A 13512-nucleotide genomic window follows, 5' to 3' on the forward strand; every position below is an offset into this window, starting at 1 on the left:
CCTTAACGCTCGACCAGCGCAATACGCCGGTTATAAATATTCATCAGGAAGGAGATGACCAGGCTGATAATCAGGTAAACGGACATCGTGATGGCAATGGTTTCAATCGCCTGACCGGTCTGGTTGAGCACGGTACCGGCAAACAGAGACACCATATCCGGATAGCCAATCGCGGCCGCCAGAGAGGAGTTTTTCACGATATTCAGATACTGGCTGGTCAGCGGCGGAATAATCACCCGCATGGCCTGCGGTAAAATAACCTGGCGCAATGTGACCGGATTCGGCAGGCCGAGCGAACGGGCGGCTTCATGCTGACCGTGCGAAACCGACTGAATACCGGAGCGGATCACTTCCGCGATAAACGTTGAGGTGTACACGGACAGCGCCAGCGTCAGCGCGGCCAGTTCCGGAATGAGCACCATGCCGCCGCGGAAGTTAAATCCGCGCAGCGCAGGCATATCCCAGTGCAGCGCGGGCCCGAAAATCAGGTGCGCCAGCCCCGGCAGGACGATAAGCATCACTACAGCCCACGGCCAGATGCGCCAGACGCGTCCGGTGTGGATCTGACGGAAATGGTTGTAGCGTTGCAGCGCAACAATTCCGGCTATAGCCAGCAGCAGCGCGATAAGGCCTGCGAGGCTGCCCGGTGCCAGCTCCGGCGACGGCAGATACAGGCCGCGGTTACTGACGAAAATCGTGTCAAAAGCGTTCAGGCTCTGACGCGGTCCCGGCAGGTTTCGCAACACGGCGAAGTACCAGAAGAAGATTTGCAGCAGCGGGGGAATATTACGGAAAGTCTCGATGTAAACCGTCGACACTTTGCGGATCAGCCAGTTATCGGAGAGACGTCCTAACCCGATAATGAACCCGAGAATCGAAGCGAAAACGATACACAGCGCGGAAACCAGCAGCGTATTCAGCAGACCGATAACAAATACGCGTGCGTAGGTGTCGCCTTCCTGGTAGTCGATAAGATGCTGAACAATGCCGAAACCGGCACCTTTTTCAAGAAACGCAAATCCCGAGGTGATCCCTCGCGTCGTTAGATTGGTAATGGTGTTGTGGAGCAGGTAACCAAGACAGGCTACCAGCAACACCACCGCGAAAATTTGGTAAATCCAGGCTCGTACGGCTGGGTTGGTCAGCGAGAACGATCCTTTTCCGGTTGGGCGTTGCGACATATAGGGTGAACCTCAATATGCGGTAAATCCGTGGAAGTGATGCACCGGGGAACGACCGGCGCATCAACATCCTTAAAGCATTTCAATCACGGGAATATCTGACTTCAAAAACGAAGGATATTTAGCGGACAGGTGGTGCGTATTGAATCCCGCCTGCATTCCACAATGCGTTCTGGCCACGTTTGATTTTCAGCTCGCTGCCCTGACCGACGTTGCGTTCAAAGCTTTCGCCGTAGTTACCGACTTGTTTGACGATTTTCACTACCCAGTCATTTGGCACTTTCAGGTCAGCACCGTAAGTCCCGGTTTTGCCCAGCAGGTTGCTCATGTCTGGTGTGGTCGGATTAGCGGCCAGTTGCTCAACGTTTTTAGACGTCACGCCCATTTCTTCGGCGTTCAGCATGGCGAACAGTGACCAGCGCACAACGGCCAGCCAGTCTTCGTCACCACGGCGTACGACCGGGCCCAGGGGTTCTTTAGAGATAACTTCTGGCAGAACGATGAACTCGTCCGGTTTACCCAGTTTGATACGCAGTGCGTACAGCTGAGACTGGTCGGAAGCCAGGGTATCGCAACGGCCGGAGTCCAGCGCTTTCGCACTTTCGTCTGAACGGTCGAAGGTCACCGGGGTGTAGGTCATTTTGTTGGCTTTGAAGTAATCGGCTACGTTCAGCTCGGTATCCGTACCGGCTTGCAGGCAGACGGTTGCGCCATCGAGTTCTTTCGCGCTTTTCAGACCGGCTTTCTGGTGAGTCAGGAAACCGATGCCGTCGTAGTAGTTCACGCCGGCGAAGATCATTCCCATGCCCGCATCGCGGGAAGAGGTCCAGGTGGTATTACGGGACAGGATGTCCACTTCGCCAGACTGCAGGGCGGTGAAACGCTCTTTTGCGGTCAGCGGGGTGTATTTTACTTTCTCAGAATCACCAAACACGGCAGCAGCCACCGCGCGACAGACGTCAACGTCGATACCGGTGAATTTGCCTTTGGAGTCAGCGTAGGAGAAGCCTGGCAGGCCGTCGCTGATACCGCATTGAACAAATCCTTTCTTTTTAACAGCATCCAGAGTGGTACCTGCGTGAGCCTGACCAGCCAGTGTCACGAAGCTTGCTGCGGCAATCAGCGTTGAGAGCAATATTTTTTTCATAAAGCGTCCTGTGAGACAAAACTGAAAATTATTATTGTGTGAGTGCCGGAGCACCCTGTCTGTTTATGGGGCAACGCCCTCTGCACCTGTCTTTGCAAAGGGAGTGCCAACATGGAAAACGCCCGATCAATCAAGTCACCTTGAGGATTTGCTCAGTAACATTGATGGACGCTATAAAATTTATTGCCCCGTTTAGGTGCGCGGTCAATGTGAGCGCCTTAAAACGGTGCGGAATATTTCAATATTGGAGTGCAGATCGCGGTCTTTGAAGCAGGGAGAAATGCGGTGTCATATTTGGATAAAAAATGAGGCAAAACGATGAGGTAATCTCTCAGACCTAATGGCCTGAGAGATATTTTGAAATGACATTATTCAGAGAAGGGACTTTATGAGTGCAGCCACCAGCGGCGGAAGCTGACCTTTTAGTGCGGCGCGTTCCGGCTGGAACAAGGTGGCGACAAAAAACGGATGTTCCGGTAATTCAATGGCGCGAACCTCACCGTTCGAATCATGGCCGACCATTTTCAGCGGCTGAGCCTCCAGCGCAGCCTGAAACTCTGTATTGATGCCATAGCGGCAGTGGTAGCCTTCTTCCACTTCCAGCTTGCCGTAAGCGCGCGCCGGAATACTGCCCGGCACAAACGTAATTTCGCTTTTGACTTCTACCATTTCGCACGACAGCGCGCTGATGACCAGACGGCCCCCGGTGTCGGTTTCGCCGTGTCCGGCATCCTGCCAGTCCATCACATTTCGCGCGTATTCAATGATGGCGTGCTGGAATCCGCCGCAGGTTCCCAGAAACGGTTTGCGATTCTCCCGGGCAAAACGGATGGCGCTCAGCGCACCTTCGGTTGAGCGGTACGGGCTGCCGGGCACACACCAGAAGGCATCGTAATTCTCGAGGATTTCAGGGGTGATTGTGTCGGTTGCGAGCCAGTCGGCGTGGATTTCAATGCTGAAGTGTTGTGCTGCGAGGTCGATGGCAAGGGGAATGGCTTGATGGGCAGTGATCGCGGAGTGGTAGTCTCCGACCAGCGCCAGACGTACAGAGTTTTTCATCACTTCTCTCCAGGGCAGGTAAAAAGAGAGGTTACAGAAATGTCATTACGTTGTCGTTTGAAAAATTCTCATCAGGTATTTTCGCAGAACGAAAAGCATTAAAAAACCCACGCGAGGTGGGTTTGTCGGGCGCGTTTTTACATCTTCATTCGGCCTGCGTTTTACTGCCTTTAATCAGTTTACGCGCGGCGGCAATCTGCTCATTGTCCGGCGCTTTCGGCTTGGCTTTATTGAGCGCGGTGCTGAGGCCAGAACGGCCCCACAGATCGAAGCTGTCGTCATCTTTGAGGTGATCAAAGATGGAAGGTGTCGCATCGGGTTTTTTAGCCATAAAAAGAGGTATCTCGCGTTGAAGGTTTTTCAAAGAAAAAGCCCGATGCGGTGGCATCGGGCCTGATATTTTATTGCGTTTGCGGCTATCGATAAAGCGAAGGCGTTCCCGCCGGTCGCGTTTTGAAGCGGCGGTGGAGCCAGAGATACTGATCGGGCGCACGCATGATTTCTTTTTCAATCACGCGGTTCATGTAAGCCGCTGCGGCCATTTCGTCGTCAATCGGGTAATCTTCTAACTGTGGCTGAATCACCAGTTCGTAACCTTTACCGCCGGCTTTACGTACCAGAACTACGGTCACCAGCGCAGGTTTTGCCAGACGTGCCAGCATGAAAGTTCCGCTGGTCGTTGCGGCCTGATCAACGGCAAACAACGGTGCGAAGACGCTGCCGCGCGGGCCGTAATCCTGATCCGGTGCAAACCAGACGGCTTCGCCCTTTTTCAGCGCGTGAACCATACCGCGTAAATCCTTGCGATCCAGCATCGCTTTGTTCGAACGCATGCGACCCCAGGTCTGCACAAATTCCATCGCTTTATTGTTGTGCGGACGGTACATCGCCATCATCGGCTGACATAACCCCATCGCACGGCCACCAAGTTCCAGTGACATAAAGTGCACGCCGATAACCAGCACGCCTTGATTGTTTTCCTGCGCCTTTTTCAGGTTGTGCAGACCGCTGACGTCAAACCAGCGTTTAACGCGGGCGTCAGACCAGAACCAGGCCATGCCAGTTTCCAGCAAGCCCATGCCGAGAGATTCAAAGTTACTGATGATCCGGGCTTCAACCTGATTAGCAGGCAAATCCGGGAAACACAGTTGCAGGTTGCGGCGGGTAATCGACACGCGGCGTTTCAGAAAGCGCATGGACGTGCGGCCAAGCCAGATACCCAGACGGTAAAGTACCGGATAAGGAAGCTGAACCAGCAGGAACAGGACACCGAGCCCAAACCAGGTGAGCCAGTAGCGCGGATGTAAAAACGATGCACGAAAGCGAGGAGAAGTCATAAAAGCCTAATCATCTGCATAAAAAAACCGGGGTAACGCGTAACGAGATAGCTCAGTCGCGGTACGGATTGTCTGGCAAATATTGGGACAACTGGCGTTTGAAAACGTTTTGGAAACGACACAAGTTGACGCAACTTTTACTTTGTACAGACACTGTTAAAAGGCGGGATCGCGATGCTGAAGGGCTATCCGTAGGCGTTGAGCGGGGCGAATACGACTCTTAAGGTGAGTATAACATGACGGACTGTTTAACCGGAGAGGGGAGTTGTCCGATAAACGCCCTCTTTACCGTTTATTTACGTCTATTATTGGACACTTCAATGAAAAGACTGTGGAAAGAATGAACTGCATTTCGGAACGTAAAACGCGTTATTCGGAAAACTCAGCGTGCTTCATCAGGAAACACGCTGAGAGTGTCAATCAGCGGTATAACGGGTTACTCATCACGGAATAACGGCCACTGCCAAACAGCGCAATCACTATGGCCGCCATGAAGTAATACACGATGTCTTCAATTGCCCAGGCACCGACCGGTGACAGCGCAAAAGTATGGTGGATACCGACCATCAGCCACGCAACAATCATGGTGGCCGCCGCTGACAGCGCGGCAAGGCGGGTGAAAATCCCCAGCATCATCATGACCGGAGCAATCACTTCCCCGATGATCACGCCATACGCCACGAACGCCGGAATGCCGTAGCCTGCCAGCATGCCCTGAATGCCGCCGAGCCCGTCGTGTAACTTATGCCAGCCATGAAAAATCAGCAGGCCGTAGGTGATCCTCAGCAGTAAAATGGCCAGATCAGGTTTGTTCAGCGCAGTGGTAAAACGGATATAAAGTTGCTTCATCATTGTCACTCCCAGAGACGTTTTCTTGTCTCTATAAAGTAATTCCTAATCGCGAAACGAGTGGAGAATTATTCTCATTTGGGTTGATCTGGGTTAAGTTTTGAGCAAATTTGGGGCAACGTATTACATGATAAAGAGAAAACAAAAAAGGCGCTCTCCTTGCGGAAAAGCGCCTTTTCAAGACAACGACTGATTAGTATCAGTTCATGCCGTATTTTTTCAGTTTCTTACGCAGCGTACCGCGGTTGATACCCATCATCAGGGCCGCACGAGTCTGGTTGCCACGGGTGTACTGCATCACCATGTCCAACAGTGGCTGTTCAACTTCAGCCAATACCAACTCATACAGGTCATTCACGTCCTGACCATTCAATTGAGCGAAGTAGCCCTTAAGTGCTTGTTTTACCGAGTCACGCAGAGGCTTTTGAGTCACCTGGTCTTGTGAGTTTACGGTAGAAACGGTCAGTACGTCAGAATTCACGCGTTGTTCGAACATAGTTCTGTCAGCTCTTTTTTGTTACGCAAGATTTTCGAAATATGCTTCCAACGCCTCCAGCTGTTCGCTGGCATCCTCTATGGCGTTGAAGGAGCGCCGAAACTGGTCATTCGGGGCATGCTCCTGGAGATACCAGGAAACGTGCTTACGGGCGATACGGAATCCCTTGCCTTGACCATAAAAGTCGTGCAATTCCCGTACGTGCCCTATTAACAAGCGCTGAACCTCACCCATAGGCGGTGGAGGTAACAGCTCCCCTGTGTCCAGATAATGCTGGATTTCCCGGAAGATCCAGGGTCTCCCCTGAGCGGCACGTCCTATCATCAGAGCATCAGCTCCGGTGTAGTCGAGTACCGCCCTGGCTTTATGCGGGTCAGTTATGTCGCCATTCGCGATAATCGGAATGGAAACACTCTGCTTAACTGTCCGAATGCTGTCGTACTCTGCTTCTCCATTGAAGAGGCAGGCACGGGTTCGGCCATGAATAGTCAGGGCCTGAATACCACAGTCTTCAGCCAATTGGGCAATTTGTACACAGTTACGGTGTTCCGGTGCCCATCCAGTACGGATTTTCAACGTGACTGGCACATCTACCGCATTCACAACGGTAGTAAGGATTTGTTTGACCAAATCCGGATACTGCAACAATGCAGATCCTGCCAGTTTGCGGTTCACTTTCTTGGCCGGGCAGCCCATATTGATATCAATGATTTGCGCACCGCTTTCCACGTTAATTCGTGCAGCAGCCGCCATATCTTCGGGGTCACAACCGGCAATTTGCACGGCGCGGATCCCCGGTTCATCGTTATGTACCATGCGCAAACGTGACTTATCCGTACGCCACACCTCCGGATTGGAGGAGAGCATTTCAGATACTGCCATCCCAGCCCCCATCGCATGACATAAGGCACGAAATGGTCGGTCAGTGATACCGGCCATTGGGGCCGCAATCAGGCAATTTGTAAGCTGGATGTGTCCGATGCGCATGAACTAGGAATGACCATACTGATGTCCGCAAGGGCGCGTATATTACGCATTTTCGCTACGATATGAAAGGCCAAACTTTGAGCAATTTGATAAGAAATAACCTTGCCAGCGGCAAAATGCAGGATGGTTTTGTTTTTTATCTTGGTTTTACATTGAGTTATGTGACGACGGTCAAATTGTGCGCTTAGGCAAATTCCTAATATCTCTCTGAAACATCCTGTTATAACAGCGGATTCTAAGGGTTGATTTGCCGTTTTAAGCAGCAACAACCACAAAAATCCGTGATGCAGATCGTCTTTTGGTCAGAAAGTGACTTACTTTACGTTCGGATGACATCTTGTTTTCAGAAAGGATTCAGGGCCACAAAAGCCGGTTCCGTGGCCCTGATGTTCTGAAGTTTTTATTCCGCGACGATCACGCGGCCGTGAAGGCTTTGTACGGGGCGGTTATTCGCATGATGAAGAACATGCTGGAATTTCTCTAACTGTTGCTCAGAGAGCGTCAGAGGCTGTTTAATGACCAGCCAGCGAACGCCTTCTGTACAAGGTGGCGTGGTCAGCGATCCGCTAAAACGGTAATGCGTCAGGTCTTTCGGCAGTAAGCCGGACAGCGCGACGTTGCTTTTCAGCGGTACCGTTTCACCCATCTTTTCCGGCATCTGTTGCCAGATTTTTTCCAGCTCAGGATTGGCGGCGCCGGTTTCAAACATCACGGCCACCACGGCAATCTCGCCGTCTGCATCCATGTGTACGAAATGCGCTTCCATCGGGAAGGATTTGCCGTTGATGGTGTTTTCGCTTGGCGCATGGAAATGGAATTGCTGAAGCACGAACTTCTCACCATCGAGGGTAATAAAATCACCTTCCCGGACATTCACCTGCACGCTGTGACCGTTATTGACCACGTTCACCGGCGGTAAGGTGTAGCTGAGTTCCAGCGGGTGCGGATGCACTTTCATGGCGTCTTTGATATCGACGGGAGACTGCATTTTGCCCTGTTCGCAAAGATGAAAATCCGGGCTGAGTTTTGACCAGTTCTGCGGGGCTTCGTCGCCATCGTAAGACCAGTGCGGGGTTTCGCTGGCGTAAGCAGAAAATGTAAAAGCGGCCAGCACAACTGACAGTAATGCGCGTTTCATGAAATATCCCTTTCATAACATTGAGTAAAAAAACCGTGCTGATATTAAGGGTTTTAGCAGGAAGGGAACAGAGTGACAGGAGGGCGGAGAGGATTTTCGGATAAAACTAACCCTTTCTGCACAAACAGAAAGGGTTACAGGGAACAAATCAGACTTTTTTAACGCCTGTAATACGGCACCATTCTTCTTTCTCGGCAACCGTATCCAGTTCGAACTTATCACGGTAAGCGTCAGCGACGCTTTGCGCCTGGCTGGCCAGAATGCCTGAAAGCCCCAGATGACCGCCAGCAACCGGCAGCACACTGATAAGCGGGGCCAGCTCGCGCAGCGGGCCTGCCAGAATGTTTGCGACGACGACGTCGGCAGACAGGTTCTCCGGCTGGTCTTTTGGCAGATAGAGTGACAGACGCTCTGAAACGCCGTTACGTTCTGCGTTATCACGGCTGGCCTGGATCGCCTGCGGATCGATGTCGATCCCGACAACGTGTTTAGCGCCTAATTTCAGCGCGGCGATCGCCAGAATGCCGGAACCACAACCGAAGTCGATCACGGTTTTATCGGTCAGATCCAGACTGTCGAGCCATTGCAGACACATGGCGGTTGTCGGGTGCGTCCCGGTACCAAACGCCAGACCCGGATCCAGCATCACGTTAACCGCCGTCGGATCCGGCACATCGCGCCAGCTCGGACAAATCCACAGACGCTCGCCAAAACGCATCGGGTGGAAGTTATCCATCCACTCGCGTTCCCAGTCTTTGTCTTCAAGCTGTTCGATTTTATGCACAAAACCTTTGCCCAGCAGCGGCTCGTTTTCCAGCATGGCAACCACGTCTTCCATGTCGGTTTCGGCATCGTACAGGCCAATCGCGTCGGTATCGCCCCACAGCAGGGTTTCGCCTGGCAGCGGTTCAAACACCGGATTGTCGTGCGTATCCTGGAAGGTGACGGACACTGCGCCACTTTCGATAAGCGCGTCGCTCAGCGTTTCCGCGTTTTCACCGGTGGTATTAATTTTCAGTTGGATCCAAGGCATAGCCATTCTCTTCTTAACAATCTGTAAAAATCACTGCCGCCCGGTCAGGACGGCTTCATTGCGGTTTCGCGCGCCGGTGAGCCAAATTTGTTGCCGATATAAAACGCCAGCAGACTCAGCGAAAGCGACGGCACAATCGGATGCAGACCGGCGATGTGCAGGTCGATACTGGCGAGCAGGGTATAACAAACCGCGCCAACAATCATTGAGCTCAGCGCACCCGTCGCGTTCGCGCGTTCCCAATATAAACCGAGTACCAGCGGCCACAGGAAGACGGCTTCCAGCCCGCCGAAAGCCAGCAAATTCAGCCAGATAATCATTTCAGGCGGACGCCATGCGGCCAGCAGAACCAGTAAACCCAGCACAAACGTCGCCCAGCTCGAGAAGCGTTTTAGCTTACGCTCGTTCGCCAGCTGGTCCGGTTTGATGCCGAGGTATAAGTCTTTAACGATAGTCGCAGATGACTGTAAAAGCTGTGCGTTGATCGTCGACATAATGGCGGCCATCGGTGCGGCGAGGAAAATCCCGGCGGCGTAAGGCGGCAGCACGGTGATCATCAGCGTCGGGATCACCTGATCGGGAATTTTCAGATCCGGCAGCACGGCGCGTCCGAGCGCTCCGGCCAGATGCATACCGAGCATCAGGACCGCAACGACAATCGTACCGAGCACAATCCCGCGATGCACCGCTTTGCTGTCTTTGTAGGAAATACAGCGGACGGCGGTATGCGGCAGGCCGATAACCCCAAAACACACCAGTATCCAGAACGATGCCATAAACGGCAGCGAGAGAACGTCATCTCCGCCGTGAACGGAAACCAGTTTCGGGTCGATTTGTTGCAGTTTATCGATAGCGGTGTGCAGGCCACCAGCGGCGTGGATCACCGCAAACAGCAGCAAAATGGTGCCCAGCAACATCACCAGCCCTTGCATGGCATCGTTGAGCACGCTGGCACGGAAGCCGCCAAATGCGGTGTACAGCGCGATGCTGATGCCAAAAATCAGCAGACCGGTGTCGTAGGGAATTCCGGCAGCGGTTTCCAGCAAGCGGGCGCCGCCGATAAACTGCACGGTCATCGCACCCAGAAATGCCACCAGCAGGCTCAGGCTCGCCAGCCAGACCAGCAAACGACTCTGGTAGCGTGCAAACAGCATGTCATTGAGCGTAACCGCATTGTAGCGGCGTGCCAGAATTGCGAATTTCTTACCCAGAACGCCCAGCGACAGCCAAACGGCGGGCAACTGGATCATCGCCAGTAATACCCAGCCGAGGCCAAATTTGTACGCCGCACCGGGGCCGCCGATAAAGGAACTGGCGCTGATGTAGGTGGCGGTCAGGGTCATGGCAAGAACGAAGCCGCCCATGGAGCGGTTACCGAGGAAATATTCAGTCAGAAAATTGCCCTGCTGGCGGCGGGTATAGGCATATACCGACAGGCCGAAAACCAGCAGCAAATAGGCGATCAGCGGCAATAAAACTTCAATTTGCATCTTGATCCTCCAGCGGAATATCGCGGTAAATCACGCGAACCATCAGCCAGCTTAAAAGAATGAAGACCAGAGGCACCAGCAGGCAGGCCATTTCGAACCAGTGCGGCAACCCTGTAATGCCCTGTTTATCATCAGGAATATAGGCGGCGAAACACCACGCCAGCAGATAGGCAATCGTCAGCCCAAAGGCCCAGCGGGCTTCGCGGTTAGCTTGAAGAAAACGCTTATCAGTGATCATTTTCCTGTCCCCCCAAAACGTAAAAAAGGCCGGAATATCCGGCCTTGATAAGAGAGTACGCAACGGTACGGTCTTTTATTTTTCCTGCAAACCGAGTTTCTTTTCCAGATAGTGGATATTGGTTCCACCGTGCTGGAAGTTCTCGTCGTCCATGATACGCATTTGCAGTTCAATGTTGGTTTTGATGCCGTCGATGATCAGCTCAGCCAGCGCATTTTTCATGCGGGCAATGGCCACTTCACGGGTTTCGCCGTAAGTGATCAGTTTACCAATCATGGAATCGTAGTACGGAGGCACAGTGTAGCCTGCGTAAATGTGCGATTCCCAACGAACACCGAAGCCGCCTGGTGCGTGGAAGCGAGTGATTTTGCCCGGGCTTGGCAGGAAGGTGTTGGGATCTTCCGCGTTAATACGGCATTCCACCGCATGGCCTTTGACATGCACATCGCTTTGTTTGATTGAAAGAGGTTGGCCGGACGCAATGCGCAGCTGCTCTTTAATCAAATCCACACCGGTGATCATCTCGGTAACCGGATGCTCTACCTGGATACGGGTGTTCATTTCGATGAAGAAGAACTCACCGTTTTCGTACAGGAACTCGAAAGTACCCGCACCGCGGTAGCCGATATCCACACAAGCTTTGGAACAACGTTCGCCGATGAAACGACGCAGTTCTTCCGTAATGCCTGGTGCTGGCGCTTCTTCCACCACTTTCTGGTGACGGCGCTGCATGGAGCAGTCACGTTCAGCCAGATAAACGGCGTTGCCCTGACCATCTGCCAGTACCTGAATTTCCACGTGACGTGGGTTTTCCAGGTATTTTTCCATGTAAACCATGTCGTTGTTGAAAGCCGCTTTGGCTTCAGCACGGGTCATGTTGATGGACTGTTCCAGATCTTTATCGCTGCGCACAACACGCATACCACGACCACCGCCGCCGCCAGAAGCTTTGATGATGACCGGATAGCCGATGCGTTTTGCGAAGCCACGGTTTAAATCCATGTCGTCGCCCAGCGGGCCGTCAGAGCCTGGTACGCAAGGTACGCCGGCTGCTTTCATCGCGTGGATCGCAGAAACTTTGTCACCCATCAGGCGGATAGTTTCAGCTTTCGGGCCGATGAAGATAAAACCAGAACGTTCAACCTGCTCTGCGAAATCCGCATTCTCGGACAGGAAACCGTAGCCAGGGTGGATAGCCACCGCGCCAGTGATTTCCGCCGCCGCGATGATGGCAGGGATGTTCAGATAGCTTTTTACTGAAGGTGCAGGGCCGATACAGACGGTTTCGTCTGCCAGCAGCACGTGTTTCAGGTCGCGGTCAGCGGTGGAGTGCACAGCAACGGTTTTGATGCCCATTTCTTTACAGGCACGCAAAATACGCAGGGCAATTTCGCCGCGGTTCGCGATAACAATTTTATCTACCATGGTACGCCTCGTTATTCGATGACGACCAGCGGCTCGTCGAACTCAACCGGTTGGCCGCTTTCTACCAGAATTGCTTTAACAACACCGGATTTGTCTGCTTCGATTTGGTTCATCATTTTCATCGCTTCAACGATACACAGGGTATCGCCCGCGGTGACTTTCTGACCCACTTCGATGAAGGCTTTCGCGTCAGGGCTTGGCGTGCGGTAGAACGTACCCACCATTGGAGAACGAACGATGTGACCACTGATTGCAGCTGGAGCCGCTTCTACAGGCGCAGCAGCTGGCGCAACCGCAGCAGCCAGACCAGGCTGTGGTTGTGCAGGCATTGCGTAAGCCTGTTGCATCATAGGATAAGCCTGCACAGGTGCAGCACGGCTGATACGAACTGACTCTTCACCTTCAGAAATTTCCAGTTCAGAAATACCTGATTCTTCAACCAGTTCGATCAGTTTTTTAATTTTACGAATATCCATGGGTGTGATTCCGTACTCTTTTTGCGTAGAAATTAGTGGGTTTTTGACAAGCGGTTAACCGCTGCCTGTAATGCAAAGTGGTAGCCATCTGCGCCAAGTCCGCAAATAACGCCCACTGCGATGTCGGAAAGATAGGAATGATGCCGGAACGCTTCACGGGCATGTACATTCGACAGATGGATCTCGATAAACGGAATCGACACCCCCAGTAATGCATCGCGCAGCGCCACGCTGGTATGGGTAAAGGCCGCGGGATTGATCAATATAAAATCGACATTTCCGCGTGCCTGATGAATACGTTCAATCAGGACATGTTCTGCGTTCGATTGCAGATGGCTCAGTGCCACATCAGCGGCAGCAGCCTGAACTTCCAAACCTTTAACAATATCGTTGAGCGTGGTGTGTCCGTACGTTTCAGGCTCACGGGTGCCTAACAAATTCAGGTTAGGACCGTTAAGTAGCAAAATGTCAAACTTATGCGCCATTGTGAGCCTATCTCCGGCAATTAGACAAAGATTGTAGAAAATACCCTGATGTCACCGATTTGTCACCTATTTAGCGGCAAATCGACCCGTCTCTTCGGCATGAGGTCGGGCATTATAATGATATCGTGGCAATTCGCAGCTAAATACTGGTCTTATCAGCGAAGATAATCA

At 52.6% G+C, this 13512-nt stretch carries 15 protein-coding genes; all 15 read right to left on the reverse strand.

What is annotated here, in order from left to right:
- Positions 1-2: 2 nt before the first annotated feature.
- Complete coding sequence (locus tag IV433_RS24600; protein ID WP_195816286.1) at positions 3-1181, reverse strand: amino acid ABC transporter permease; 1179 nt, start codon at positions 1179-1181, stop codon at positions 3-5.
- A 121-nt stretch (positions 1182-1302) separates the two neighbouring features.
- Positions 1303-2328, reverse strand: a complete 1026-nt coding sequence (locus IV433_RS24605; RefSeq protein WP_101074918.1) for an amino acid ABC transporter substrate-binding protein — start codon at positions 2326-2328, stop codon at positions 1303-1305.
- A 372-nt stretch (positions 2329-2700) separates the two neighbouring features.
- Positions 2701-3387, reverse strand: a complete 687-nt coding sequence (locus tag IV433_RS24610) for a CTP synthase C-terminal region-related (seleno)protein (RefSeq protein WP_195816285.1) — start codon at positions 3385-3387, stop codon at positions 2701-2703.
- A 145-nt stretch (positions 3388-3532) separates the two neighbouring features.
- Positions 3533-3718 carry a hypothetical protein gene (locus IV433_RS24615; RefSeq protein WP_195816284.1) on the reverse strand — a complete coding sequence of 62 codons (186 nt, stop codon included), beginning with the start codon at positions 3716-3718 and terminating at the stop codon, positions 3533-3535.
- A gap of 85 nt (positions 3719-3803) precedes the next feature.
- Positions 3804-4724 carry a kdo(2)-lipid IV(A) palmitoleoyltransferase gene (gene lpxP, locus IV433_RS24620; protein WP_195816283.1) on the reverse strand — a complete coding sequence of 307 codons (921 nt, stop codon included), beginning with the start codon at positions 4722-4724 and terminating at the stop codon, positions 3804-3806.
- Positions 4725-5144: 420 nt separating this feature from the next.
- A complete protein-coding gene (locus IV433_RS24625) occupies positions 5145-5576 on the reverse strand; it encodes a DoxX family protein (RefSeq protein WP_370530280.1) in 432 nt (143 codons plus the stop codon).
- A gap of 196 nt (positions 5577-5772) precedes the next feature.
- Positions 5773-6069 (reverse strand): DNA-binding transcriptional regulator Fis, encoded by a 297-nt coding sequence (fis, locus tag IV433_RS24630; RefSeq protein WP_004097144.1) that lies wholly within the window; start codon positions 6067-6069, stop codon positions 5773-5775.
- Positions 6070-6090: 21 nt separating this feature from the next.
- Positions 6091-7056 carry a tRNA dihydrouridine synthase DusB gene (gene dusB, locus IV433_RS24635; RefSeq protein WP_104924220.1) on the reverse strand — a complete coding sequence of 322 codons (966 nt, stop codon included), beginning with the start codon at positions 7054-7056 and terminating at the stop codon, positions 6091-6093.
- A 400-nt stretch (positions 7057-7456) separates the two neighbouring features.
- Positions 7457-8194 (reverse strand): carbonic anhydrase, encoded by a 738-nt coding sequence (locus tag IV433_RS24640; protein WP_195816282.1) that lies wholly within the window; start codon positions 8192-8194, stop codon positions 7457-7459.
- Between the two features lie 148 nt (positions 8195-8342).
- Positions 8343-9227: a 50S ribosomal protein L11 methyltransferase gene (gene prmA, locus IV433_RS24645; protein ID WP_195816281.1), complete on the reverse strand. Its 885-nt coding sequence runs from the start codon at positions 9225-9227 to the stop codon at positions 8343-8345.
- Between the two features lie 44 nt (positions 9228-9271).
- Entirely contained in the window at positions 9272-10717 is a 1446-nt protein-coding gene (gene panF / locus IV433_RS24650) for a sodium/pantothenate symporter (RefSeq protein ID WP_195816280.1), read from the reverse strand.
- Positions 10707-10955, reverse strand: a complete 249-nt coding sequence (locus IV433_RS24655) for a YhdT family protein (protein WP_104924224.1) — start codon at positions 10953-10955, stop codon at positions 10707-10709. Before IV433_RS24655 ends, panF begins: the two co-directional genes overlap by 11 nt.
- 75 nt (positions 10956-11030) lie before the next feature.
- Positions 11031-12380, reverse strand: a complete 1350-nt coding sequence (accC, locus tag IV433_RS24660; RefSeq protein WP_101074928.1) for an acetyl-CoA carboxylase biotin carboxylase subunit — start codon at positions 12378-12380, stop codon at positions 11031-11033.
- A gap of 11 nt (positions 12381-12391) precedes the next feature.
- Positions 12392-12856, reverse strand: coding sequence for an acetyl-CoA carboxylase biotin carboxyl carrier protein (accB, locus tag IV433_RS24665; protein ID WP_104924226.1), 465 nt, complete (start codon positions 12854-12856; stop codon positions 12392-12394).
- Positions 12857-12888: 32 nt separating this feature from the next.
- A complete protein-coding gene (gene aroQ, locus IV433_RS24670; protein WP_013577295.1) occupies positions 12889-13341 on the reverse strand; it encodes a type II 3-dehydroquinate dehydratase in 453 nt (150 codons plus the stop codon).
- Positions 13342-13512 lie beyond the last annotated feature (171 nt).

The organism is Rahnella laticis, assembly GCF_015644585.1.
Classification (GTDB): domain Bacteria; phylum Pseudomonadota; class Gammaproteobacteria; order Enterobacterales; family Enterobacteriaceae; genus Rahnella; species Rahnella laticis.